General features: G+C 53.1%; 23 protein-coding genes. 9 read left to right on the top strand and 14 right to left on the bottom strand.

The features are described from left to right. Window positions 1-193: 193 nt before the first annotated feature. Window positions 194-643, top strand: a complete 450-nt coding sequence (locus G3I67_RS04865; RefSeq protein WP_163652064.1) for a DUF1134 domain-containing protein — start codon at window positions 194-196, stop codon at window positions 641-643. 45 nt (window positions 644-688) lie between these two features. On the opposite strand, the gene G3I67_RS04860 is transcribed toward G3I67_RS04865, so the two are convergent. From G3I67_RS04860 to G3I67_RS04840, 5 genes are all read right to left on the bottom strand, one after another. Then, window positions 689-1,816 (bottom strand): glycosyltransferase, encoded by a 1,128-nt coding sequence (locus G3I67_RS04860; RefSeq protein WP_163652062.1) that lies wholly within the window; start codon window positions 1,814-1,816, stop codon window positions 689-691. Window positions 1,817-1,818: 2 nt separating this feature from the next. Next, entirely contained in the window at window positions 1,819-2,922 is a 1,104-nt protein-coding gene (locus tag G3I67_RS04855; protein ID WP_163652060.1) for an MraY family glycosyltransferase, read from the bottom strand. Window positions 2,923-3,035: 113 nt separating this feature from the next. Then, the gene (locus G3I67_RS04850) at window positions 3,036-4,697 is read right to left on the bottom strand and encodes an acyl-CoA synthetase (RefSeq protein ID WP_163652058.1); all 1,662 of its coding nucleotides are present in this window, start codon (window positions 4,695-4,697) and stop codon (window positions 3,036-3,038) included. Window positions 4,698-4,801: 104 nt separating this feature from the next. After that, on the bottom strand, window positions 4,802-5,938 hold the full coding sequence (locus G3I67_RS04845; protein WP_163652056.1) for a TauD/TfdA family dioxygenase: 1,137 nt from the start codon (window positions 5,936-5,938) through the stop codon (window positions 4,802-4,804). Further along, window positions 5,938-6,963 carry a Bug family tripartite tricarboxylate transporter substrate binding protein gene (locus G3I67_RS04840; RefSeq protein ID WP_163652054.1) on the bottom strand — a complete coding sequence of 342 codons (1,026 nt, stop codon included), beginning with the start codon at window positions 6,961-6,963 and terminating at the stop codon, window positions 5,938-5,940. Before G3I67_RS04840 ends, G3I67_RS04845 begins: the two co-directional genes overlap by 1 nt. 166 nt (window positions 6,964-7,129) lie before the next feature. On the opposite strand from G3I67_RS04840, the gene G3I67_RS04835 reads away from it, so the two are divergent. Both G3I67_RS04835 and G3I67_RS04830 read left to right on the top strand, forming a co-directional pair. Beyond that, window positions 7,130-8,551, top strand: a complete 1,422-nt coding sequence (locus G3I67_RS04835; protein ID WP_235931677.1) for an MFS transporter — start codon at window positions 7,130-7,132, stop codon at window positions 8,549-8,551. 140 nt (window positions 8,552-8,691) lie between these two features. Beyond that, window positions 8,692-10,011, top strand: a complete 1,320-nt coding sequence (locus tag G3I67_RS04830; protein WP_163652052.1) for an O-antigen ligase family protein — start codon at window positions 8,692-8,694, stop codon at window positions 10,009-10,011. A gap of 20 nt (window positions 10,012-10,031) precedes the next feature. Here G3I67_RS04830 and G3I67_RS04825 read toward each other — a convergent pair whose 3' ends face one another. Both G3I67_RS04825 and galE read right to left on the bottom strand, forming a co-directional pair. Next, window positions 10,032-10,799: a glycosyltransferase family 25 protein gene (locus G3I67_RS04825; protein WP_163652050.1), complete on the bottom strand. Its 768-nt coding sequence runs from the start codon at window positions 10,797-10,799 to the stop codon at window positions 10,032-10,034. A gap of 56 nt (window positions 10,800-10,855) precedes the next feature. After that, entirely contained in the window at window positions 10,856-11,887 is a 1,032-nt protein-coding gene (gene galE / locus G3I67_RS04820) for a UDP-glucose 4-epimerase GalE (protein WP_163652048.1), read from the bottom strand. A gap of 105 nt (window positions 11,888-11,992) precedes the next feature. On the opposite strand from galE, the gene G3I67_RS04815 reads away from it, so the two are divergent. Both G3I67_RS04815 and clsB read left to right on the top strand, forming a co-directional pair. Further along, window positions 11,993-12,865: a DMT family transporter gene (locus tag G3I67_RS04815; RefSeq protein WP_163652046.1), complete on the top strand. Its 873-nt coding sequence runs from the start codon at window positions 11,993-11,995 to the stop codon at window positions 12,863-12,865. A 213-nt stretch (window positions 12,866-13,078) separates the two neighbouring features. Next, the gene (gene clsB / locus G3I67_RS04810) at window positions 13,079-14,419 is read left to right on the top strand and encodes a cardiolipin synthase ClsB (protein ID WP_163652044.1); all 1,341 of its coding nucleotides are present in this window, start codon (window positions 13,079-13,081) and stop codon (window positions 14,417-14,419) included. Here clsB and G3I67_RS04805 read toward each other — a convergent pair. From G3I67_RS04805 to G3I67_RS04790, 4 genes are read right to left on the bottom strand one after another with little or no spacing between them, the layout of a single operon-like run. Beyond that, a complete protein-coding gene (locus G3I67_RS04805; RefSeq protein WP_163652042.1) occupies window positions 14,416-15,291 on the bottom strand; it encodes an endonuclease/exonuclease/phosphatase family protein in 876 nt (291 codons plus the stop codon). The genes clsB and G3I67_RS04805 overlap by 4 nt on opposite strands. A gap of 57 nt (window positions 15,292-15,348) precedes the next feature. Then, on the bottom strand, window positions 15,349-17,139 hold the full coding sequence (gene aspS, locus G3I67_RS04800; protein ID WP_163652040.1) for an aspartate--tRNA ligase: 1,791 nt from the start codon (window positions 17,137-17,139) through the stop codon (window positions 15,349-15,351). 18 nt (window positions 17,140-17,157) lie between these two features. Next, the gene (locus tag G3I67_RS04795; protein ID WP_163652038.1) at window positions 17,158-17,781 is read right to left on the bottom strand and encodes a DUF502 domain-containing protein; all 624 of its coding nucleotides are present in this window, start codon (window positions 17,779-17,781) and stop codon (window positions 17,158-17,160) included. Between the two features lie 19 nt (window positions 17,782-17,800). Beyond that, window positions 17,801-18,220, bottom strand: coding sequence for an FmdB family zinc ribbon protein (locus G3I67_RS04790; RefSeq protein ID WP_163652036.1), 420 nt, complete (start codon window positions 18,218-18,220; stop codon window positions 17,801-17,803). 229 nt (window positions 18,221-18,449) lie between these two features. Here G3I67_RS04790 and G3I67_RS04785 point away from each other — a divergent pair, with 229 nt between their 5' ends. Genes G3I67_RS04785 through hutG form a run of 3 tightly spaced genes read left to right on the top strand, consistent with a single transcriptional unit; the run spans window position 18,450 to window position 20,787 of the window. Further along, entirely contained in the window at window positions 18,450-18,734 is a 285-nt protein-coding gene (locus G3I67_RS04785; RefSeq protein ID WP_163652035.1) for a type II toxin-antitoxin system HigB family toxin, read from the top strand. A 39-nt stretch (window positions 18,735-18,773) separates the two neighbouring features. Continuing rightward, window positions 18,774-19,979, top strand: a complete 1,206-nt coding sequence (locus tag G3I67_RS04780) for an ImmA/IrrE family metallo-endopeptidase (RefSeq protein ID WP_235931675.1) — start codon at window positions 18,774-18,776, stop codon at window positions 19,977-19,979. Window positions 19,980-19,989: 10 nt separating this feature from the next. Beyond that, on the top strand, window positions 19,990-20,787 hold the full coding sequence (gene hutG / locus G3I67_RS04775; protein WP_163652034.1) for an N-formylglutamate deformylase: 798 nt from the start codon (window positions 19,990-19,992) through the stop codon (window positions 20,785-20,787). A 44-nt stretch (window positions 20,788-20,831) separates the two neighbouring features. On the opposite strand, the gene G3I67_RS04770 is transcribed toward hutG, so the two are convergent. The 3 genes from G3I67_RS04770 to G3I67_RS04760 all read right to left on the bottom strand — a co-directional run bounded on the left by G3I67_RS04770 (window position 20,832) and on the right by G3I67_RS04760 (window position 24,876). Further along, on the bottom strand, window positions 20,832-22,247 hold the full coding sequence (locus G3I67_RS04770; RefSeq protein WP_163652032.1) for an amidase: 1,416 nt from the start codon (window positions 22,245-22,247) through the stop codon (window positions 20,832-20,834). Between the two features lie 115 nt (window positions 22,248-22,362). Next, a complete protein-coding gene (locus tag G3I67_RS04765; protein ID WP_163652030.1) occupies window positions 22,363-23,598 on the bottom strand; it encodes a CaiB/BaiF CoA transferase family protein in 1,236 nt (411 codons plus the stop codon). A gap of 9 nt (window positions 23,599-23,607) precedes the next feature. Further along, complete coding sequence (locus G3I67_RS04760) at window positions 23,608-24,876, bottom strand: putative Na+/H+ antiporter (RefSeq protein WP_163652028.1); 1,269 nt, start codon at window positions 24,874-24,876, stop codon at window positions 23,608-23,610. Between the two features lie 188 nt (window positions 24,877-25,064). Here G3I67_RS04760 and G3I67_RS04755 point away from each other — a divergent pair, with 188 nt between their 5' ends. Then, window positions 25,065-25,607, top strand: coding sequence for an ureidoglycolate lyase (locus G3I67_RS04755; protein WP_163652026.1), 543 nt, complete (start codon window positions 25,065-25,067; stop codon window positions 25,605-25,607). The last annotated feature ends 12 nt before the right edge of the window (window positions 25,608-25,619 follow it).

Genomic DNA, 25,619 nt, shown 5'->3' with positions numbered 1-25,619 from the left:
ATATCTTTCGCTAATTCAGCTGCAAGTGCCTGTAGTTTGGTACGATCCATTGTGGTGTTCAACATGTCATTTCCTCTGAGAGAGGTTAATAGACCGTCGGTACTTACACAAATTTATTTACAGGCTCAAAAATATTCGATAAACCATCATGCTAAATTGGTTATTCATTTCTCATACTTTTTGTAGGTGTCTCATGATTAAGTTTGGAAAATTCATTTCTGCTCTTTTTATCGGTTTGCTAATGGCCACATCTGGCGTGGCATCTGCTCAAACAAACAAGACCCCCTCCGGCACCGTCACGATTGATGAGACTCAGTTCGGTTTCATTGTGGGCGGAAGTGTTGGTGGCGGTGTTCTGAATTACAAAGGCAAATCCTACAAATTCAAGATCGGTGGCATTAGCGTAGGCGCTAACTTCGGCGTCGCTAAAGTCGCTGCTTCAGGTGAAGTATTCGATTTATCTGATCTGAGTAAATTCGCTGGAACTTACGCTAAGCTCGATGGCAATGCCACAATCGGTGGCGGCGTAGGCGGCACTGTGTTGAAAAACGAACACGGCGTCATCATGAAGCTGAAAAGCACTCAGGAAGGTTTGCAATTCAACCTCAGTGCAAATGGCGTGCAGGTTAAGTTAGAGGATTAATAAATCCAAATTTATATTAGATCTGACAATACCAAATTGTCAGATCTAATTAGAGTCGCTTCGGCTAAGTAACAACTCCCGATACGCCCCCATATACCTCTCGGCCATGGTCTCGGCCTTGAAGTTGCTTTCATACCTTACCAACGCATTTCTACCCCACTGCGCCACTTGCTCAGGCTGTTGCCAAAACGTGTCCAGCGCCTGACCAAACGCAACCGAATCCGATGGTGGCACAACCAATCCCGTCTCGTTCGCCAGATTCACATAACTCGTACCTGTACCGATCTCGCACGTAATCATCGGGGTGCCTTGTTGTGCGGCTTCAGCCAGCACGATGCCAAACGCCTCAGATGGCATATGTGATGGGAATACAAACCCATATGCGGCGCGCATGATGGTGCGTTTTTCTTCATTGCTGACTTCAGGGACGAAGTGAAGATTGTTAAGGCCTAATTGCTTGGCTTGTGCTTGCAATGCGTCATTTTGATCGCCTCGTCCGACGATCACGGTCGGATAATCCCGACCTTTCAATGCATCCAGCAAAACATGCAGGCCTTTGTAATAACGTAGGGCGCCCAGAAACAGAAAGAACCGCTGACCAAATCGATCCTGCCAGGCTTTGACAGCAGGGTCGTCTTTCGGCAACTGCGGAAAATGCTCGATTCCATATGTGATCAGTCGTGTCTTATCCTTGAACTTTTGCAGCACAGGGCTCGACTGCATGATCCCGGGCGATGCGGCGTAGATTTTGTCCATCTTGGCAAAATACCGGTCGCGCAATGGGGCATACAGTTTGTTGAGCTGAACCTGATTCACCACATCAGAGTGATAACTGATCAAGCTGGGTTTTTTGATACCCGACAGCAAATAGCAAAGATCCGCATACGGCCACGGAAAATGCATGTGCATGATGTCGGCCCAGGCAGCTTCTTTTTTGAAGTTGGCCAAAAAGCTGATCGAAAACCCTGTCGACGCGATGTACAAATCGCGCTTGTAACGGATCACTTCATATCCAGCGGGTTGAATATCCCGACGCGGATTACCGGGGGTCAGAACCAGCACGCGATTATCTACACCCAGTGGCTGGGTATGGCTAGCCAAGGTGTGCACCACCTGTTCGATTCCACCATAGGTGTCGGGGAAGAAGGTTTTAAGAACGTGTAAAACCCGCATCTTTAACGGCGCCGATTCTTTTGCAGCACTAGCCAGCGGGGCATGCGAAACAGCACTAGACGACGATAGAGCACGACATAACTAATCGAGAACAGGGCTACGAATATGATCAGCACGTATTCGTATTGCCAGAACAACACGGCGGGGATGGTACCCATCGAGGACAGCACCCAGAGGTAAGGTGACGTCATGGCGTTGCGTTGCGTGATCAGGCGAGCCTCACTTGAACCGACCGCCCAACGAACCAGTCGCTTGTAAACCAGCATGTGCAAATGTACGCCATCGGGTGCGCCCGGAGATTTACCGCGCACGAGTTTTTTGCGATAGATCGAAAACAGGGTCTCAAATACCGGATAAATGCACAGCAAAAGAGGGAACCAGGGCGATACGTTGGGATGACGCGCCAGCATCAGGATGGAAAGCGTACCTATGATAAAACCGATGAAATACGCGCCACCATCACCCAGGAATATCAATCCACGAGGATAGTTCCAGATCAGAAATCCTCCGATCGCGCCCAGCATGCCGACTGAAGCGACAAGAATCAGGCGATCGCCTAGGTAATAGGACACATAGGCCAGGCCCGCGAAAATCATGGCCGACACCACCGAAGCCAGGCCGTTATAGCCGTCGATGATGTTAATTGCGTTAGCCGCGCCAGCGATAGCAAAGATCGTGAAGATGAAGGACACGAATCCGAAATGCAGAATCCAGTCTAGGCCGATGATATCGACACGCGTGACTGCTGCACCTAGCCATAGATAAGCTAATGCGCCACTGACCAGCGCCAAGCTCAAGCGGACACGGGCACGGACGTTTTTAGTAATGTCTTCGATCAGGCCACCGACAAAAACAGGCAGGCTAGCTGCGATCAACAAGAACAGGGATGCGACGACTTCGCTGTCGCGAATCGGCGAGACGATGCAGACAAACAGCATCGCCATCACAAGCGATATGCCACCCACGCGCGGAACGGCGCGGGCGTGAAACTTCTGTACGCCTTGAAGATCCGAATCGGCAGTGAACTCTGCGTGTAGCCGGCGATACCTCACCAGCAGCAGCGTCACGATCAGCGAAACGATAAAAGCGCCTAAAACGTAGGCCATTCTTGGGTTACCTAGTCAGTCAATTCAAGCATTTTACCTGCCTGACTGACACAGCACCTGCGTTGAACGGGAATTTGGCGGTTTTATTCAAAGGATCTGTCGCCAAACCTACTTTAGACATCAATTGCACTCACCGCGCCGGACCGTTTTCTGAGTTCAAACTTCTGGATTTTGCCGGTAGAGGTCTTGGGTAAATCGCCGAATTCGATCGCCCCAGGGACTTTGAATCCGGGAAGATGGGCTTTGCAATGTTTGACCAGATCCTCAGCGGTGGCGGTAGCACCCGGCTTGAGCTCTACGAACGCACAAGGGGTTTCACCCCATTTGGCATGAGGTTTGGCGACGACAGCAACCGCCATGACGGCAGGATGCTTGTAGAGCACGTCTTCGATCTCGATGCTGGAGATGTTCTCGCCACCCGAAATGATCACGTCTTTGCTGCGGTCTTTAATCTTGATGTAGCCGTCGGGGTAGCGCACGCCCAGATCGCCGGTATGAAACCAGCCTCCGGCAAACGCCTCCTGGGTGGCTTTGTCGTTCTTCAGATAACCTTTCATGCAAATATTGCCGCGCAAAACAATCTCGCCGATAGTTTCACCATCGCGCGGTACGGGCTGAAGCGTCACGGGATCAATCACATCGGCATCGGCCTGCAGGTGATATCGCACACCTTGGCGGGCATGGTACACGGCACGCTCTGCGGCGGGGAGGTCTTTCCAGTCCTCCTGCGGAGCGCAAATGGTGCAGGGGCCATATACCTCGGTCAAGCCATAAACATGGGTCAGGGTGATGCCGAGTTGTTCCATGCTCTCGATCAGCGTGGCCGAGGGCGCGGCACCTGCGACCATACCCTGTACCAGTGCGCCGTTTGCCTGGGGCTTGGCATTGGCCATGCCTTGTTTTTTAAGCTCTTCTGGCGCATTAACCAGCATGCTGTGCACAATCGGTGCGCCGCAGAAATGAGTCACCCCATGATCGCGTATCGCGCCAAAGACGCCTTCTGGAGTGACTTTGCGCAAGCAGACGTTGATGCCTGCTCGGGCGGCGATGGTCCACGGAAAACACCAGCCGTTGCAGTGAAACATAGGCAGGGTCCACAGATAGGTTGGGTGCGCGGGCAAATCCCATTCGAGGATGTTGCTGACTGCATTCAGGTAAGCGCCGCGATGGTGATAAACGACTCCCTTGGGCTCGCCTGTCGTACCCGAGGTGTAGTTCAGCGACATCGCATCCCACTCGTCACCGGTAAAGACAATCGGATCGGAGGATGATTTTGCGAGCAAAGATTCGTATTCATACGCGCCGATTCGCTCCCCCGCACCATCGTATTGCGAATCGTCCACATCAATCACGATCGGCTTGACGCTGGCGTTGAGCAACGCTTCTTTCATGACCTTTGAGTATTCGCGATCGACAATCACGACCTTGGACTGTGCGTGATCGAGCATGTAAACAAGGCTGTGCGCATCCAGACGGGTGTTAAGTGTATTGAGCATGGCGCCGATGACGGGCACCCCGAAGTGGCACTCGACCATCTCGGGCGTGTTGGCAAGCATGACGGTGACGGTATCGCCTTTTTTGACGCCCAGATCGAGCAACGCGTGCGCCAGCTGCATGCTGCGTGCATAAGTCTGAGCCCAGGTGCGACGGATGTTGCCATGGATGATCGCGGTTCGGTTGGGATACACGTCGGCTGCACGCCGCATGAAGTCGACCGGGGTTAAGGCCGCATAGTTGGCCGCGTTTTTGGGAAGATCGGTGGCGTGGGTGCTCATGATGAATACTCTTGAATCTTTCTGGTTACGCACAAGTTCTGTCCAGTCTAGGACAAGTTACCGGTATTTAACTACCGATAACTTGCAATCGCCTGACTAGATATCTATTTAACGGTCATCGCCTCATAATCTTTATAAATCCTGAATGCAACATCGTGTTCTTGCGCCAGCCTTTTTTCGAAGGCGCGAATCTCTGGCGTGATGTTGGCACCCCTGAATCCACCGCGTACGGCACGAGTATCGACATCCTTGTACGCATCGCGCCACAGATCGGGTAGGGCGGGTGCGTTCGGGATCGATAACCATAGCCTGAGCAGATGGCGACACTTTTCAGGCTCTTCGAAATCTTCGTATTCAGTGCGGGCATGCAAATTGACGTGATTATTCAGAAACTGAAAGTCACCCTTCTGCAAATACATGTGATAACAAAGATCCTCGCGGCCAAGCAGTTCATCAAACTTGTCCAGGGCTTCAGTCTGCAAGGGCGTGAGTCGAGGTACCTCAGGAAAGCTGATCTGCGCACCGGTGATGTGATTGCGGATATGGCGACAGGCAAACTGACCGTCTTTAAAACCGACAATCGAAGCCTGGTAGTAGGCTGGCTCTTCAGCCGCCTGCTCGCCCTGGCGTCCGAAGTAAAACGGTTGTTGCAGGACCTCTGCCAGATCGGGTCTGACCTTTTTTAGTTCATTGAAGGCAGACATCGAACTTGAGATCAGGCTGGATCCACCGCTTTTGGCGACTTGCAGACACATCAGGCCGACAACGTCGCTGCCATCCGAGTGGAAATCCAGTTTCGAATTGGTGTTGTAACCACGCCCCGTACCGCTGCGATATACACCGCCATCGTCACGAACATTCGACACAAAATGACTAGGCTTGCCTTGCGGGCGCGGCACACCCATGCGTAGACCCATGCTCCAGAACAGGGTGCGCATTTCAGCCGGAGTCCAGTTATCAACCGGAAACCCTCTGACCAGGCATACCCCGTAGTTGCTTTGGGTGGACTGGATGATGGTCTTGAGCAACTTGTCGGTGGCAGGCGTCAAGGGGAAATCTGCCGCAGACAATTCGAATTCGGACTTGCCGGTTGCCAGCACGGCACGCAAGCCCATCTCGAGATCTTCGATCTCTTTCTGGCTTAATGGATGAATCCAGGATGAGTCGTTCTCAAGATCGGCGCGCGTCCAGGCGCGGGGCGATGCAAATTTTTCAACAGATGTAGCGACTGCAAACATCATTAATCCCCTTTCAAACCAACTTGCTTAGCCAGGTTTTGCCAAAACTCGGCGTTTTTGACGACTTGGGCCTGGAATTCATCCACTGGATTGGCGACAGGTGTTGCGGCCTGCTCTGAAAGTGCGTTGCGCATGGCAGGCGAAGTCGCAACCTCGTGCACAGCCTTTTGCATGGCGATCAATCGATCTTTGGGTGTTTTGGCAGGTGCGAACAAGCTGTAGGTCAACCCGATCTGCATCCCTTTGACCCCTGATTCTGTCATCGTGGGAACGTTGGGCAAGGCGGGTGAGCGCTGTGCGCTTGTCACGGCCAGTGCGCGCAGGCGTCCGTTGTCCATCAGGTTTTTAGCGGTCATGATGCTGGTGACACCAATTGTGACGACCCCCGAGGCCACATCTGTCATCAACGGCGCGCCGCCCTTGTACATCACGCTCACCATGTCGAGTTTTTCTTCAGCGACAAACATCGCGCCGACTAGCTTGGTCATGTTCTCCGAGCTGCCAATCGAATTCACCCCCGGCTTGGCGCGCATGGCTTTGATGAAGTCGGGAATATTTTTATACGGCGATTCGGACGACACCACAAAGACAGCAGGTGATTCGGCGATTAGCGTGACACCCGTCAAGTCCTTGAAGGTGTCGTAGGGCATGTTGGCGTTCAACAAGGGGTTGAGATAGTGCGTGGCAACGACCAGCACATAGGTGTGACCATCAGCCTCGGACTTGGCAACGGCATCGGTGCCAATGATGCCGTTGGCACCAGGCTTATTCTCGACAATGACGTTTTGCTTCAGGATCGGCGTCAGTCCCTGCGCCAGCCGGCGCGCGATGATGTCCGTGCCGCCACCGCCTGCATAGGGGACGACGATGCGAATAGTTTTACTCGGAAAGTCGGCCGTTTGCGCCTGGGCTGCGGGTGCCAGCGTCACGCCGGTCAATGCGGCCATGGTGGTTACCACGGTGGTTGCCATGGCCAGTGTGCCGCGAACAGCTGATGTCACGGCTGATGTCATGAATGATGATTTCAAGTTTGTCTCCCTAAAGGGTTTGGTTTTTATATTGGTTTTTTGTATTGGTTTCAGTATACGGAATCCTACCCTAAGTGCCTTTTTGCAAACCGGTGCTATCCTGTAAAACCTTAGTAGTGTTTACCCGAGTTTCGTTTACCCGAGTTTCCGAAGTCTGGATTCAAATATGGATTCACCCGAACGCCCTTCTACGCACATATCCGTTGCTGAGCCCGCCGAACTGTCCCGGCGCGAGTTGCTGCTTGCGATGTCTGGTGTCGCCTGGGCGTTGATCGTCGCGGCCTTCGATTCGACGATTGTCAGTACATCGATGCCCAAAGTGGCCGAGGCATTGGATGGCAAGGCCTTGTACGCCTGGGTTGGCACGGCTTATTTTCTGGCGTCAGCAGTCACTATCCTGATTTTTGGCCGCCTGGGCGACCTGTATGGCCGCAAACCCTTGATGTTGGCGTCGCTTGCGATCGTGGGGGTGGGCTCGGTTTTGGCAGGTTTGTCGCAAACCATGCCTCAATTGATCGCTTTCAGGGTGCTGCAGGGTTTTGGCGGGGGCATGATGGTGGCTACCACCTTCACGGCCCCGGCGGATTTGTTTCCGGATGCCCGCAAACGGGTGCGCTGGATGGTGATTACCTCGGCCTCCTATGCTTTTGCCAGCGGTATCGGCCCGATGCTGGGCGGGATGGTCACCCAGGCGCTGGGGTGGCGGGCGGCGTTTTTTATCACCCCGGGTGCGGCAGTGATCTCGATTTATCTGACCTGGAAGTACTTTCCGCGTATCCGGCCGACCCATGCGTCCGGCAAACGCCTGGATTGGCTGGGCTCATTGCTGCTGACGGTTGCCGTAGGTGCGCCACTCGCGGGACTGGAGCTTTTGATCGCAGAAAACGCGCAGGATCACCTGTGGTGGGCGCTAGGACTGATAGCGGCAGGTTTTGGGGCCAGCGCCATGCTGATCCCGGTAGAAAAACGTGTGGAAATGCCGATATTTCCCTTAAGAATCCTGCAATCGCGCGAATCCGTCCTGCTGAATCTGGCCGGACTGCTGACGGGCGGGGTGATGTACATCCTGATTTTCTACCTGCCTTTACTCTTGCAGGATGTATTCGGATACTCGCCCTCGCACGCGGGCTTGCTGATGACGCCTCTGGTTGCCGTCATGCCTATGGGCAGCATGATGAACGCCCAACTGTTGCCACGCCAGACAAACCCCGAGCGCCTGCTGATTCTGGGCAGCGTGCTGCTTGGGCTGGGCTGTCTGTTGTGCATGTCATTTACAGCCAATAGCCCGACGTGGTGGGTATTGTTAGTGTTATCGACAACTGGGCTGGGTCTGGGATTTTTGCTGCCGAATTACACATTATTCATGCAGATGATTTCTGATCAGCGCGATGTGGGTGCGGCATCGGCGCTGGTGCAAACCATGCGGTCTCTGGGCAGCGCGCTTGGCACAGCTTTGGTCGGCATTGCGATTGCCCGAATTTCGGTCTCGTCCGGCTTGCGGATCGGGCTGATCTTTTGCGTGGTGCTATGCGTTATTGTCGGATGGATATCGACGCAAATCAGAATGAAAAACGTCAGCAGGTCTTAAAGTAACGAACCGATAGCAACGCTCGGATGGTAACGATCTTAGGCAAGATTCAAGCCCAAACTCCCACCGCAAAGCGGATAGGCTAGAGGATAGGCCAAAAAACAGTATCATTCGCTTGACTGAGCAAAAGAAGAATACTCATGCAGGGCAAGTTACACATCGAATCCTGGATCGTTTTATTGCTGATCGGCATCATGCCGGTCATGATGCTGACTCACCTGGGGCACTCTAGCGGCGCATTTCTGGGGCTGGCCGTAGTTTGCCTGTTCATTTGCTTCAAGCGCCCGGGCGGATTCAGCCAAACCCGGCAGGATTTCGCTCCCTACCACTTGCTTGCTTTGGCCTTGTCGTTCACCCTCATCCTGGTGCTAGGCATGTCGGTATGGCATGGCAGATTTCTGGCGTCGGACTCGGAGCGTGCATTCAGAACATTTTTGGGAACCATTACGATTTTGGCCGGATGTCTGGCCTTGATTCCACAACGTTTAAGACAAGCGGTCTGGGGCATGACGGCCGCAGCCTGGGCGGCAACGGGTTATGCGGTCTGGTTATCGTGGCCCACCCGAATCATCGCAGAGGGTGCGCCTGCGTATAACACCGTTACGTATGGCGGCCTGCAATTCAGGCGCCCTGAAAACGTACCCGAATACAACGCAGTGTCTTACGGCAACTTGTTATTGATGATGACGGTGTTGTCGACGCTGTCCATCGGCTGGCAGTTGACCCGGTTTCGTAAAACAGAAATCGCTTTCAAGGTGCTGACGGGCTTAGTGGGGTTTGTCGGCTTTCTGGCTACCCAAACACGCAGCGGCTGGATGGGTGTGCCGTTTTTTATCCTGATTGGTCTGGTGCTGTTTTACGGCAAAGCAAATTTGCGCAAAATCATCGCACCGGCTCTGATTGCGTTTGCGTTGATCGCGACGGTGTTTGTCTTGAATCCGATCACGCGCACACGCGCTCAAGATGCCGTCAACGAAATCACTGAATGCATTCATAACCCGACAGCGGTTTCTTCTGTTTGCATTCGATTTCAGCTTTGGCATGCATCCTTGATGATGTTCAAAGAAAACCCCTTGATCGGCAATGGATCCGGACAAGGCTTCAAGCCGGCACTTCAGGACTTGGCCAAACGCGGCGTGGTTTCGGGATTTACCGTGACCGAAAAGTTTGACGAGCCGCACAACGACATGATGAATGCCCTGGCCAATTACGGGTTACTGGGTTTGACCGGATTGCTGTTGCTCTACTTCGCTCCGGCAAGGGTGTTTGCCAAAAGGCTGGCGGGCAATATGCCGCAAAATGCACGGGTGGCTGCAGCAATGGGGCTAGCGGTCTGTCTGGGCTTTTTTGCGTTCGGCCTAACCGAATTGATGTTCAGGGGCATGCGAACAATGGGGTTCTATGCCACCATGATCGGGTGGTTACTGGCGTTGTCGGACGAAAGGTTTAATGCGGATTGATGGCTCGCGCCAGACTAAGCCTAACCGCTGAATCTCGGTAAGTCCTTAACCAAAAACTTTCGCACAAAGGTGGTATCCCACAGGCGATAAACACGGTCACCGATCGTCTTGGCATCGCGGCGTCTGGCTTTGCGCTCGGGCGATATGTCCGACACCAGACTCAAGGGGGATTCCCATACCGCATTAGGCGTCAGTGCATACAGTGTGAGTAGCCCTGCGCGCTCGAACACCCGCCAATGGTCAGCAACCATCCATACGGGATATAGGGCGTCTACCATGCGTTTGGCCGCAGCCAAGGTGATGAAATAACCTGAGGTCAGCCAAACCCCGCCATGCGGGCGCACGATTTCTCTATGACCGATTTTGATCGCACCTGATTTGAAGCCGCGCTCGACATGCGTCATTTGAACCATGACCGCCTGATCCGGGCTGAAGACGGATGCGAGACCTTCTTTGCTGTCGGCACTCAGCAATTGGTCGAAATCATCGGCAAGCAGCACATCGTCCTCAAGCACCATGGCGCATGGGATATTCTGCTCGATCATTTTGCGATATATACCGATATGCGAAAGCGTGGTGCCGATCTCGGCGCGGGCCATCGGGCCATAGGCGACCTGGGCACGGGCGGCGTTGAAATGTTTGGCAAGCTCTTCTTCGGACATCACGCGACCATCCACCGCATCGAACCAGGTCGGCACAATACGATGTTGTGTCAGTAACGCCTGCATGGCTTCGCGGCGCTTAGTGGCCGTAGCCAGATTGACGACAAAGCAGATGATCTGTGACAAATGAGTAGCCTATGGAATAAAAACCGGAATCTATTTGCGAATCAGGCGTATTGAATTCATGACGATTTTGCCGTCATGTGCTGAAACTTCCAGCCACTTTCGCACATATCCTTCAAATTGCGCTTAGCATGCCAGTTAAGTTCTGCAGTCGCATACGCAACACTTGCGTAACTGGTGGCAATATCACCGGCGCGACGCGGCACGATTTTGTAAGGCACGGACTTGCCGCTCGCCGCCTCGAACGCTTTAACCATCTCAAGCACGCTGTAGCCGCGACCCGTTCCGAGATTAAAGACATGAAATCCATCATGCGTTGTCAAATAGTTGAGCGCGGCAACGTGACCTTCGGCTAGATCCATCACATGAATGTAGTCCCGCACACCGGTGCCGTCGGGCGTGTCGTAATCATCCCCGTACACACTTAACTGTGCGAGTTTGCCGACCGCAACCTGGGCGACAAACGGCATGAGGTTGTTGGGGATCCCGTTGGGATTCTCGCCGATCAGGCCTGAATCATGCGCACCTACCGGATTGAAGTATCTCAAGCAGGCAATCCGCCAGGCCGGATCCGATTTGGCAAGGTCGCCGAGGATTTCTTCGATATGGTGTTTGGTGCGTCCGTAGGGATTGGTCGCGGCCAACGGGTGAGCCTCGTCGATCGGCAGGTATTTCGGATCGCCGTATACAGTGGCGCTGGAGCTAAACACGAAGGTTTTGGGATGATTGTCGGCCTTTTGCATAGCCTGCAAGAGGCTGATCGTACCCTGTACATTGTTGGCGTAATACTCGACCGGAATACGGTTCGACTCGCCCACGGCCTTCAGGCCCGCAAAATGCACTACTGCATTGATCTGGTGCGTCTGCAAGGTTTGGGTCAGCAATGCCGTATCGCGCAGATCACCTTCGATCACGACAATCGGACGTCCGATGATGGCTTCGATCCGCTTGACTGCGCCGCGATCGCTATTGCAGAAATTATCGAAAATGAAGATGCGATGACCGGTCTGCGAAAGCGCGACCGCGGTATGGCTGCCGATATAACCCGCGCCACCTGTCAGCAGAATGTTTTGTATGTTCGAAGACGTCATCGATTACGGTTTAGCATGAATTAAACGACATTGTAATTGCTGGTGGTTTATAGTGGCTATTGCTTGAGCGGGATTGCCTGCCTTGGGCGCTTTCAAAGCCGGATCATGCAACGCAAAGACCTGTACAACATGCTCATCCTCGCTGCCATCTGGGGCGGGTCGTTTCTATTCATGCGCATGTCCGTGCACGAACTGGGTGCCTTGCCTCTAATGGGCGTTCGGACGTTTCTTGCAGGGCTGTTGTTGCTGCCGCTATTGATCTGGCATAAAAAACTGCCTTTGTTGCTTGCCTATTGGCGCCAGATCGCGATTGTCGGCTTGTTTAATTCGGCGCTTCCATTCGTGTTGTTCGCCTATGCGACCAAAACCATCCCGTCTGGCACGATGTCGGTGATCAACGCCGTCACACCGCTATGGGGTGCGATGATTGCCTGGCTGTGGCTGAAAGACCGCTTGCCGCCGCTACGCATTCTGGGCCTGTTTGTCGGCCTAACAGGCATTGTGATTCTGGTCTGGGACAAGCTGACGCTGCAAGGATCCGGGTCCGTACTTGCCGTGCTTGCCGGGGTGTCCGCACCGATTTTTTATGGGGTAGCGGCCAGTTTCACTAAAAAATACCTGATGAAGGCAGATCCGCTTGCGACCGCCTCCGGGTCATTGATGTCTGCAGGCCTGGTGTTGATGCCTTTTGCCTGGTGGCAATGGCCGACTGAGCCGGTGAGTCTGGGTGCATGGGGCGCTGCGCTATCGTTGACGGTGATTTGTACTTCGATCGCATATCTTTTGTATTACAAACTACTGCTCAGTATCGGTCCGGCAAAGTCGATGACGGTAACGTTTCTGGTGCCGGTCTTTGGGGTGTTTTGGGGTTGGTTGTTTTTGTCGGAAACGATCAACCGGTATGTGGTGATCGGTGGTGCGGTGATTTTGATCGGCACGGCCCTAGCCACTGGACTGCTTGGTGGCAAGAGGAAGTAGCTCGCATCAAATATCGATAGTCAATAGGCAGGAAAGGTTTGGTTGCAATTTAGTCGTTGTGGTTTTTATGGTGGCGAAGTGCGCAACTTGTTGTAGCGTGATGCCACTTGATTCAGACTTGTCATCATTGTTCTAAGTTGAGTCGATACCCATGTTGCCTTTTGATATGTTTGCGTTCGCTAAAGACCTTCGCCGGGTCGGTGGGATTCGATCTTGAAATTGCGACACCCCCGCCTGCGCTGGAAACAAGGCAATCACCTCACCTTGCTCGAAAACGGCGTAGAGCTGTTTCCCGCAATGTGCGATGCATTCGATGCGGCCACCACCAGCATCCATCTTGAAACGTACATCTATCGTCTGGATGAAACCGGCATCAAGATTCTGCGACATCTTGCCCTGGCTGTAGAACGCGGGGTCAAGGTGCGTGTGGTGATCGACGGGTTCGGCTGTGTCGATAGCGATCTTGAGATTCAGGCACGCATGGATGCGATTGGCGTCAAATGCAGAATCTATCGTCCTGAGCCCAGGCGGTTTGGACTATTTATCTTCAATTTGTTGCGTTTGCGGCGCTTGCATCGCAAATTGTGTGTGGTTGATTCTCGTATCGCGTTTGTAGGTGGCATCAATATCGAGGATGATTTTATTGATCGTGCGAAATCCCGAGGTGCGCTTCACGCTCATGAATTCAATCGCGCCGAAAGCCAGACATTCAAGGGCGACCCCCGCTTTGATTATGCGGTGCGTGCCACAGGCCCCGTAGTCTCGGACATTGTCTATGCGCTGGATATGTTGTGGTTGAGACTGTCATGGATCGCTCCGGTATCGGGATCCACAAGTAGATCTTTAACGGAAATGATCACCGACTCGGACGAGGATCGTTTGAACGGCCGCGTCAATGGCAAGCGGTTGTGGCGGCATCTTCATTTCAGGCGACCACTGCATCGTGCCGACCATGTACCGCATACCGGTAACTCAATCGTCGCGCTCGCGCTTCGCGACAATCTGCGCTATCGCAAAACGATCGAAGCCAGTTACTTGAACGCAATCAATACCGCACGCAGCGACATCATCATTGCCAATGCATATTTCTTGCCGGGCTATTCACTTCGACTTGCGTTGAGCGACGCAACCAAACGTGGCATTCGCGTACGACTGCTACTACAAGGCAAAATCGAATATCACTTGCAGTATCACGCGACACGCTGGATCTACGATTATTTTTTACAGAATGGCATCGAGATCTACGAATACATGCCAAGCTATTTGCACGCCAAGGTCGCGGTTATCGATAACACGGCGATTGTCGGATCATCCAATCTGGATCCTTTCAGCCTGTTTCTTGCCCGCGAAGCGAATCTGGTGATGGATGACGCAAGCTTTGCGCGCAAGCTCAGGATGTCGCTCGAAACCGCAATGACACACGGCAGTCGTATCGTCGAGCATCGCTTGTACGATCAACGTGGCTGGATAAGGCGCTTATTGGATGCTGCGGCGTATAAATTATTGCGGTTTGGCGTGTCGTTATCAGGCAAGGGTAACGACAACGAATATTAGGGCAACTCAAGCTCGGCCAGAATAGGCGCGTGATCGGACAGCTGAGTCCAGGGTCGACCACGCAGGACACGTGCGCTACGCACGGCAAAACCGCGCTGGTAAATACGATCCAGTCTTAGCCACGGAAACGCCGACGGAAAAGTCCTTGGAGCGGGCATCAGATTGTTTGTGCCTTCCATGCCCAATTGGTTGATGTGATAACTCTGTCGCCTGAACATGGCTTCACGAATTTGCTGCTGGCTTTCGCCGCGTAGTACGCCACGCAATTGCTGGATCGACTCGCGCAGCTTCGGCATAGTGCCGTGTGTGCGAGGGGCGTGGGCGAACACTTCATAGACGCCTAGCTGCTGGACAAACAATGGAGCGAGACGATCTTTCCAGTCGTTGAAGTCACCGGCAATCAGCATGGGGGCGCCATCTGGCACCATGCGGCGGATGCGCTCGATCATCACTTCGATCTGACGGATACGACTGGCAGCAAACAACCCCAGATGCACAACAAAGCAATGCACTTCTCGACCACCAACATTGATCACGCCATGCAACAAACCGCGTTGCTCGAGTCGATGATCGGAGATGTCCTGGTTTTCGAATGAAAGAATGGGATGCCTGGACAACAGTGCATTGCCGTGATCGGTACGGTCTCTAACCGCATTGCACCCGTAGGCGCAATCCATGTGCAGTGCTGCGGCGAGGAATTCATGCTGCATGTGCAGCGAACCGTGCTTTTCGTTGCGTCCTTGCACCTCTTGCAAAAACATCAGGTCGGGTCGCAGGCCATGCAGTCCGAGTCGCAAGTCACTTAAAGAGTCGCGTCCGCCAAGCGAACGACCCTTGTGTATGTTGTAACTGACGACACGAATCAGAGACATGTTGGAATTTGCCGTCGTACGAGGCGGATACGTTGCGCATCCGCCTGGTGCATCGTTTTACTTCACTTCAGCCTGACGCAGACGAATGTGCAGTTCACGTAATTGCTTTTCATCGACGGGCGATGGAGCTTGCGTCAACAGGCACTGCGCGCGCTGGGTCTTGGGGAAGGCGATCACATCGCGAATCGATTCGGCACCAGTCATCATCGTGACGATACGATCCAGGCCGAAGGCGATACCACCGTGCGGAGGCGCACCGTACTGCAACGCATCGAGCAGGAAGCCGAACTTGAGCTTGGCTTCATCAGCATCGATCTTCAGTGCGCGGAACACCTTGCTTTGAACTTCCTCGCGGTGGATACGGACCGAACCGCCACCGATTTCCCAGCCGTTGAGCACCATGTCGTAGGCTTTGGCGATGGCTTTGGACGGATCGGTGCTGAGCAGATCTTCGTGACCCTCTTTGGGGCTGGTGAAGGGGTGATGCGCGGCAACGTAGCGATCGGCTTCTTCGTCGTATTCGAACATCGGGAAGTCGACCACCCACAATGGTTTCCAGGCGTTTTCGAACAACCCGTTGGCTTTGCCGAATTCGCTGTGGCCGATTTTGACACGCAATGCGCCGATGGCATCATTGACAATCTTGGCGCGATCCGCACCGAAGAAAATCAGGTCGCCGTCCTGTGCGCCGGTGCGCTTGACCATTTCGGCCAGGGCAGCGTCGTGCAAGTTTTTGACGATAGGCGACTGCAAACCATCTCGACCCTTTGCGGCTTCATTGACTTTGATCCATGCCAAGCCTTTGGCGCCGTAGATGGCGACAAACTTGGTGTAGTTGTCGATCTCGCTGCGCGAAATGGCGGCACCACCCGGTACGCGCAGGGCGACAACACGGCTACCTTCGGTTGTGGCGGCTGCCTTGAACACCTGGAAGTCGACGTCTTTCATGACATCGGTCAGATCGGTGAACTCGAGCTTGACGCGCAGATCGGGCTTGTCCGAACCGTACAGGCGCATGGCTTCGCTGTAGGGCATGATGGGGAATGTTTCGGCCAGGTCGACGTTTTGCACAACCTTGAAAACGTGACGAATCATGCCTTCGAAAATGGCGCGGATTTCGGTTTCGTTAAGAAAGGATGTTTCGCAATCGATCTGGGTGAATTCGGGCTGACGGTCGGCGCGCAAGTCTTCGTCGCGGAAACACTTGGTGATCTGGTAGTAACGATCAAAACCGGCCACCATCAACATCTGCTTGAACAACTGGGGCGACTGCGGCAGAGCGAAAAATTCGCCGGCATTCACGCGCGATGGCACGAGATAGTCGCGCGCGCCTTCAGGCGTGCTCTTGGTGAGCATGGGGGTTTCGATATCGATGAAGCCCAGATTATCCAGAAACTTGCGAACCTCGATCGACACGCGATAGCGCAGCATCATGTTCTTTTGCATCTGGCCACGGCGCAGGTCAAGGACGCGGTGCGTCAGGCGCGTGGTCTCCGACAGGTTCTCGTCATCGAGCTGGAAGGGTGGCGTAACCGAGGCGTTGAGAATCTCAACTTCGCGGCACAGGATTTCGACTTCACCGGAGGCCAGATCGGCATTGGTGGTGCCGGCGGGACGCTCGCGCACCAGTCCGGTGATGCGGATACAAAACTCGTTGCGCAGTCGCTCTGCGGTCGAGAATGCAGGTGCGTTGTCCGGATCGAACACGATTTGCGCCAGGCCTGCACGGTCGCGCATATCGATGAAGATCACGCCACCATGATCGCGGCGGCGATGTACCCAGCCAAAAAGGGTAACGGTTTGACCTAGATGGTCACGACAAACCTGGCCGGTGTAGCAGGTACGCATGGGACTGACTCCAAAAAATTACTTGTTGATCTTGCTGGTCTTGCCGGTTTTACTTTCGATCGGGGCGACAACCCCCATCGATACGATGTACTTCAATGCCGAGTCGACGGACATACTCAGCGGAATGATTTCACTGCGCGGCACCATGATGAACACGCCCGAGGTCGGATTGGGTGTCGATGGTACATAAACGCTGACATGCTCGGCTTGCAGATGTTCGGCAATCTCGCCTGCCGGCGATCCCGTCAGCAGAGCCATCGTCCACAACCCTTTGCTGGGATAGGGAACGAGCACAGCTTGACGAAATGCCTGGCCATTTGGCGAGAGCACCGTATCGCTGACTTGCTTGACCGACTGGTAGATGTTGCGAACCAGCGGAATGCGGCCGAGGATTTTTTCGTAGATATTGAGAATGCCGCGGCCCAGAAAATTAGCGGCAAGCAGGCCGGTGACAAACAACACCACAGCCACCACCAGCACGCGAAAGCCCGGGATTTCAAACCCGAACAACGCCTGGGGCGACAGGAATCCGGGCACCACGCTTTCGAGCGTAGTGACAAGCAAACTCAGCACCCAGATCGTGATGACCAGAGGTACCCAGATAACCAGACCGGTGATGAAGTATTTTTTCAACACATGCATTCTCGAATCGTCAGCCTGATCAGGAGGCCGAACTTGTCGCTGCCGGGCTTGATGTCGATGAACCGGCTGAGGGTCCTGACGATGCCGGTGCGGCAGTGCTTGCAGACGTTGCGCCGGATGCACCGGACTGACTTGAATCGGATGAACTTGCGCCCGAAGTGCCTGATGCGCCGGCCCCGGATTGACCCGCGTCAGCAGAGGTTTCAGCTGCGGTTTTACCGACAGCTGCTTCGCTGGTCTTGCTGGTGCCGCCTGCGTTATTGCGGAAATCCGTCACGTACCAGCCCGATCCCTTCAGTTGAAAACCGGCTGCGGTGACTTGCTTTGCATAGGTGGACTGCTTGCAAGCCGGACACTCGGTCAACGGCTTGTCCGAAATTTTTTGCAGCACGTCTTGGGCATGGCCGCAAGCTGTGCATTTGTAAGCATAGATTGGCACGATGTAACTCTCTGACAATATGTGCTGCGGCTTTAGAACGAAACAAAGCGCAGAATCAAGGGAAAGCCCTAGATTTTAACTTTTTTTTGAGAAATCCCCCGTATTTCTGCGTGCTTAGGGTGATTTCGTCATTGTTCGGCAATTTTCCCTTTTTGAATAATAGTAAATTATTGATTTTTCCCAATTTGGGAAATACAATGCTAGCTTGCTTTTCTAACATCTCTTTTACATGCGAATTCTGGGTTTACCTATCCTCGAAGCATTCAAAATAACTCACGCAAGCGCTCAAGGACCATTAAATGCCTGGCAAACGGATGTGGAGTGCGAGGACTGGAAAACCCCTCACGACATCAAATGCAGATATAGAAGTGCAGACTTTCTAGCTGATAACCGTGTCATCTTTAACATCAAGGGCAACGCCTATCGGCTCGTGGTCAAAGTGCGATACCAAAACGGATTGGTTGTCGTAGAGTGGGTCGGTACACATGCGGATTACAGCAAACAAAAATTCTAGATTGTTCCGGACAGCATGTAATGTGAATAAATGGAGAAGATGATGAACATTAAGATCATCAAGAGCGAAATGGACTACAGAGTGGCAATGAATCGCCTGAGCACGCTCATGTCGCTTGATCTCGAAGCTGGCTCCGAAGAAGAAAACGAACTCGAACTATTAGCCTTGGTTATTCAGGACTTCGAACGCCGCACCGTGCCTGCGGTTAAAGTTGACCCGATTGAAAGCATTCTCTTTCGCATGGATCAGATGCGACTTTCGAGAAAGGATCTTATTCCATTTATCGGATCAATTTCCAAAGTATCGGAAGTGCTTTCGCGTAAACGTCCTCTGTCCCTTTCAATGATTAGGAAGCTTCATCAAGGCTTGGGTATCCAAGCCGATATTCTTATTGAAGAACCGGGACACGATTATTCAATCATTGAACAGGATGAGGAAATAGACTTTAGCCGATTCCCTATCAAAGAGATGTATGAAAGGGGTTGTTTTGGCGATATTGAAGGCAATGCCCAATATTTCAAAGACTATGCCGAGGACTTGATTCGTAAATTCATGCACGATCTACTTCCCAAGCGTATGGAGCCGACTTTTTTGCGTGCGCCTATGCATCAGCGCGGCGATCGGCAAGCTGACGAAATGGCAATTCTGGCTTGGCGTATGTGCGTTTTGCGCAAGGCGCGAGAGATCGCACCCTCCAGAAAATACAAGCATGGGGTTATTACTTCGAACTGGTTACGTGAACTGACAAAGCTGTCCGCCTTCGATGAAGGTCCGAAACTTGCGAGGGAATACCTTGCTCGGCACGGGATTACGCTCGTCATAGAGAAACATTTCAAACGGACTTTTCTCGATGGTGCTGCCATGCTGGATAGTGATCGTCCAATCGTCGCACTGACTCTACGACACGATCGAATCGATAATTTCTGGTTTGCCTTGTTGCACGAACTGGCCCATGTTGCAAAACATCTAAATGCTGAAAATCCGGTTTTTATCGATGATTTAGATCGGGGTCACTCTGAGGCTTTGGAAACAGAAGCTGATGAAATGGCGCAAGAAGCGTTGATTCCTGCAGATCTCTGGAAAACAGCCCAAGTCAGGCAAACACTCATGGCCAAAGATGCTGTTGCATTTGCCGATGAGATCGGAGTGCATCCGGCCATCGTAGCGGGTCGATTACGTCATGAAGTTAAAAACTTCCGCATTCTATCCAACTTGATTCATCAATCCACATCTTCCAGATTTTGAGGTGTTGCATATGTCTGATCTACCGGTTTTCAATCTGCACAAAGGGTCGATTCCTTTACTGGTATCGATTCCCCACTGTGGCACATTTATTCCCGAAGATATCAAACAGCAGTTGTTGCCACTGGCTTTGGACGTGCGGGACACGGACTGGCATTTGCCGATTCTTTATGCGTTTGCCAAAGAAATGGGTGCATCGGTTTTACAGGCCAATATGTCGCGCTATGTGATCGATTTGAATCGCCCGATCGATCAAACCAACTTGTATCCAGGTCAGGATACAACCCTGCTATGTCCGATCGACAACTTCGACCGTCAGCCGCTTTATCCGGAAGGTAAAACACCCTCGCAGGATGAAATCAATCGTCGTCGCCAACTCTATTGGCAGCCCTACCACGATGCCCTCAGTGCCGAGTTGGCGCGCATTAAGGCAACGCACGGTCATGCTGTTTTATGGGACGCGCATTCAATACGTTCGGTGCTGCCAAGATTCTTCGAGGGCAAGCTCACTGACTTGAATCTGGGTACGGGCGGCGGATCAAGTTGCGATCCTAAACTGGCAGATCGGGTGCTTGCCTGCGCAAAAACGGCAACGCCCTTTACCTCGGTACTCAATGGCCGCTTTACCGGCGGCACGATTACGCGCAGCTATGGTCAGCCGGCCAACAACATCCATGCGATTCAACTGGAGATGACCTGGTGCAGCTACATGCATGAAGAACCGCCCTATGCATATGCACCCGAACGCGCGGCAAAGGTGCAGCCTGTTTTAAAACAGATGCTGCAACTTTGCGCGGACTGGAAGTTTTAAGGGTCCGACGATTTAAAAACCTGGCGCTTTAAAGCCCCAGCAATTTAAATTCCTAATAATGACAAGTCGGGGCGTGCCAGGTGCCATTTGGTGGCACGCTGAAAGGCGATCCCGATTTTGACCATGGTCGCATCGTCAAACGGTTTGCCCAAAAACTGCATCCCGATCGGCATGCCGTTGTCGGCCAAGCCTGCGGGCAATGACATGCCGCATGCGCCCAGATAGTTGCCGGCGCGCGTAAACGAGGCCATGGGTGTTTGCGCCTCGTCGACTTCAGTCAGCGGTATCGCGCCAAAAGGCGTGCAAGGACTCAACAAGGCATCCACGTTGCTCATCCAGTCTTTCCATTGCGCAATCGCGGCGCGATGGGCGGCCATGGCGTCGATATAGTCGGCACCCGAAATCGCAGCACCGCTTTGAACGCGCTTGCGCACGAAGGGTCCGAATTTTTTGCTGGTGTCGTCAATGTAGGCACGATGAATCGCGTAGGCTTCGGCAGCAATGATGTAACCGTTGCGCACCATCATGTCCTTGAAATCGAACGGGAACGTTTTGTCGACAATCGTTGCGCCCAGATCAACCAGCACGCGACGCGTGTCTTCAAGCATGCGTAATACATCAGCACCCATCGCAATCGGATATTGCGCGGGCGGAATCATGGCGATGCGCACGCCTGCCAGAGGCTTGGCGCTGTTATCGGGTGACTTCCATTGAAATAACGGACGATTGAACGTAGTGGGATCGCGAGGATCGACTCCGGCCATTAATTCGGTGAGTAATGCGGCGTCATGCATGTCACGAGTCATCGGCCCGATCGAATCAAGAGTGCCTGACAACGGGAATGCTCCATGCAGGCTGATCAGGCCGCATGTTGTTTTAAGACCTGTAATGCCATTCAAGGATGAAGGGATACGCACTGATCCGCCGGTATCCGAACCGAGTGCAGCCGGAGCCAGGCCTGCAGCGACCGCTACGCCCGATCCGCTTGAAGAACCACCCGGTGTACGGTGTGTTTTGAGGTCCCAGGGGTTCCAGGGCGTGCCCATTTCGGGATTGGTGCCAAAGCCACCGAAAGCGAATTCGACCATATGCACCTTGCCAAGCATGACCATGCCACCGCGCAGCAGTCTTTCGACAGCGGTTGATGTGGTCGTGCTGCGACGATCGGTCCATTCTTTTGATCCGGCGGTCGTGATCTGTCCTTCGATTTCGCATAAATCCTTAACTGCGATCGGCAGGCCATCAACGGCACTTAAGCTGTAGCCGGAGGCGCGACGCTGGTCGGCTGCGCGAGCTTGTTCTAGCGCGCTATCCTCATTCACCAATACATACGAATGGAGCTTGCCGTCCGCTTTTTTAATCCGATTCAAATACTCTTGGGTGACTTCGACTGAGCTGTATTTTTTGGTGCGCAAGCCGTGTGCAAGGTCGGTAAGGGTCGAATAAGCAAGATCTGACATATGGACTCCGTGACAGGTTATTGGTTTAAATAGTTGAAAACAATCTGATGCAAGTCTTTAAGAGAAGTTTTATTGACTAATCTAGCACTGAAAACGGGGATATCAAATATAAATATCAAACAATATTTCTGGCACGCAATCCCTCGATTTGTTCGCGCGTCAGGCCGAGCTCTTCCATCATGACGCAATCGGTGTGCTCGCCCAGAATAGGTGGCGCCTTGTGTTGAATCGGCGTGCGTGAAAAAAGCAAAGGATTGCGAACAAGCTTGACATCGACGCCACTGGAGTGCGGCACTTCGATCTGGATATTGCGATGTTTGGTCTGAGGATCGGCAAAGACCTCTTCCATATTGTTGATGGGACCGGATGGCACACCTGCCGCTTCGAACTTTTGCAGCAGTTCGGCTTTGGTGAACTTCAAGATGTTGGGCAACAGAATATCTTGCATCAACCCGCGATTGGCGATGCGCATCGAGTTGGTCGCAAAGCTCGGATCGTCTGCAAGCTGCGGCACGCCAATCGCCTGACATAGGGATTTGAACTGACTGTTGTTGCCGGCCGCAATAATCAGATAACCGTCTTTGCATGGGTAAACATCGGCAGGGGCAGCGATCGGGTTGGTATTGCCGGCACGCGTGGGACTTTTGCCGGTCATCAGATAGCCAACTGCTAGGTGACCGTTAAATGATACGGCGGCATCAAGCAGCGATGTATCAATGTATTGACCCTCTCCAGTCTCGCGACGATGGTACAGCGCACCGAGCATGGCGATCGTGGCATACAAGCCGGTAGTGATATCGGTCATCGGGATGGAAGTACGCATCGGGGTTGCGCCCGACACGCCATCGGGCTGACCGCAGGTACTCATCGGCCCGGCCATGCCTTGCAAAATGAAGTCGTAAGCCGGACGGGCGGCATAGGGGCCGGTCTGACCGAAGCCGGTGATCGAACAATAAATCAGATCCGGTTTAACTTTGCAAAGCGAGTCGTAATCGAGACCGTATTTTTTAAGCCCACCTGCTTTGTAGTTTTCGATCACGATGTCGCAGTGCATTGCAAGCTGCCGTATCAGTGTCGCACCCTCTTCAGTGGCGATATCGACCGTGACGGAATGTTTGCCGCGGTTATAGGCCATAAAGGTAGCCGACTCCTGACTTGCGACGGGATTGATTTCGGCCGTCACACCACCATCGCGCATGAATGGTCCCATGCGACGCGAATCATCACCTTCGCCGGGCTTTTCGATCTTGTAAACGGTTGCCCCCATGTCGGCAAGCGTTTGTGTACTTAACGGGCCTGCAATGATGCGGGTGAGGTCCAACACTTTAATGCCATGCAGAATGGATTTCATCGATCACCCTCAAATCAGAAAGAGGACAGCAGCAACCATGGTGGGCATCAGCGCAGATAAAAACAAAGGCCCAGGTGAAATCGTTTCGTCTGGAAAGTCGCCTTTGAGAATGGCGAATCCAGCCGGATTCGGTGCGTTGGCAATCACGGTTAAACCACCCCCTGTCACCGCGCCGGCAACAAGCATGTATCGCCAGGCATCCGACGTGCCATCAACCATGGAACCCAGATAAGTCAATGCCGCGTTATCTGTCAAGGCTGTGAGTGCAGTCGCTCCCCAGAACAGCACGATGGGCGATAGGCTGCCAAGAAGGTCCTGCAACCACCACTTCTGCAATCCGCCAAGCACGACAAGGCCAGCCAGAAAAAAACCGACCATCAACCCTTCTTTGATCATCAACGGAGATTGATAACGTTTATAGGCTTCGCAAAACCCGATGAACAGCAACAGTAATCCGATAAAAATCGCTGTGTGGTGGGCGAATACAACGACACCCACCAAAAACAACAAATGAATCACAATCACTAGCTTAGGGATTTTGATCGAACTTACGTTTTTCGTGACGCCTTCTTTTGTTTCAACCTGCTTGTCGGCCAGAAGCTTGTAATGCATGATCGTCAGGCCCAGCGCATTGATCGTGACCGCTGCAATCGCCTTGAAGCCATAGTTTGACAGCATGAAAGCCGAATCCCAGCCGAATGTATTGGCCACCATCAAGACAGGCGGGGCGGCATACGCGCTTAATACGCCACCGATCGACACGTTGACGAACAACACGCCAACCGTGGTGTACTTAAATACCTTGTGACCCGGACGCTTGAAATAACCGTCTCTGAGCAATAAAGCGGCAAGTGTCATGGCGGCGGGTTCTGTGATCAGTGAGCCTGCCAGCGGCACAAACGTCATCACCACAAAATAAGTGGCCACCTGGCGATTGAACGGCAATGCGCGGGCGATCATGCGCACCAGCATGCTAACCAGTTCGATAATCGGCCGGCTGGCGGCGATCACCATGATGGCGAATACAAAAAGCGGCTCGATGAAATTGCGCGAGTCGACATAATCAACCATGTTGTGCACACCGGCCGCCATCGCCATCAGAACAAGCAGGAAAAAAGCCCAGATTCCGAAAACCGCCTCAACCTCGGACATGAAGTGCCACAAGCCCGAATGGAGTCCGTTTTTATGTGCAAGCCTCGCAAAAACCGGAACTGAAAATGTGTGTGCGATCGCGATCGCAAATAAAACGGTTGCGGTAATCTCGATGTAATGTGGCATGCCCATGTGGTACCTGGTTGAATAACATGGTTGACTATAACTGAGGCATCACTAAACGGACAGACCGAATAACCCGAAATTTACCGTTGGAAATTCTTGTGACAAAACTTGTGACAATCCGACGGATTGATCCAGGATGCATTCGATTTGAATTGACAGGCATCTCGTTCTGATTGAAGCTATGCGGCATGCGTCATTTACCACTTCAAAACCTCACGCCCGAAGCATTTGCACCCTATGGCCATGTGCTGGGCGGATCCTTCAGTGGACCCCATGGCATTAAAGCCGGAGCCGGCACCATGATCAATGCCGGCACCACTGAGAAATTCGCCTTAGGCGCACCCGACCTGACACAATCCGGCGGCAAGCCAGCCCTGAATCTATATCGCGCAAAGGCGAATCCATTACCCTTCACCGCATTTGAACTGGAACGGCACTGCCTTGGTAGCCAGTCATTTATTCCGCTGTCGGGCGTACCCTTCGTGGTGATCGTCGCGCTTGGGGATGATTCGGTCAACGCTCAGGGTATCGTCGGTGCGGCTCCGCAGGAATCCACTCTCGCAGCTTTTCTGGTGGATGGGTCTTGCGGGGTGAGCTTCAAGCCGGGTACCTGGCATCATCCGTTACTTGCGCAGCAGGCCGGTGATTTTGTCGTACTCGAACGTCAAGGCGCAAGCGTGGATTGCGAAATCAGGAAACTGATTCAGCCGGTCTTGATCGAATCACCATAGCAAGCGTCAATA

The organism is Sheuella amnicola (assembly GCF_010499255.1).
Classification (GTDB): domain Bacteria; phylum Pseudomonadota; class Gammaproteobacteria; order Burkholderiales; family Burkholderiaceae_B; genus Zwartia; species Zwartia amnicola.
The sequence above is the reverse complement of the archived record's forward strand: the minus strand, read 5'-3'. Positions and strand labels throughout refer to the sequence as shown.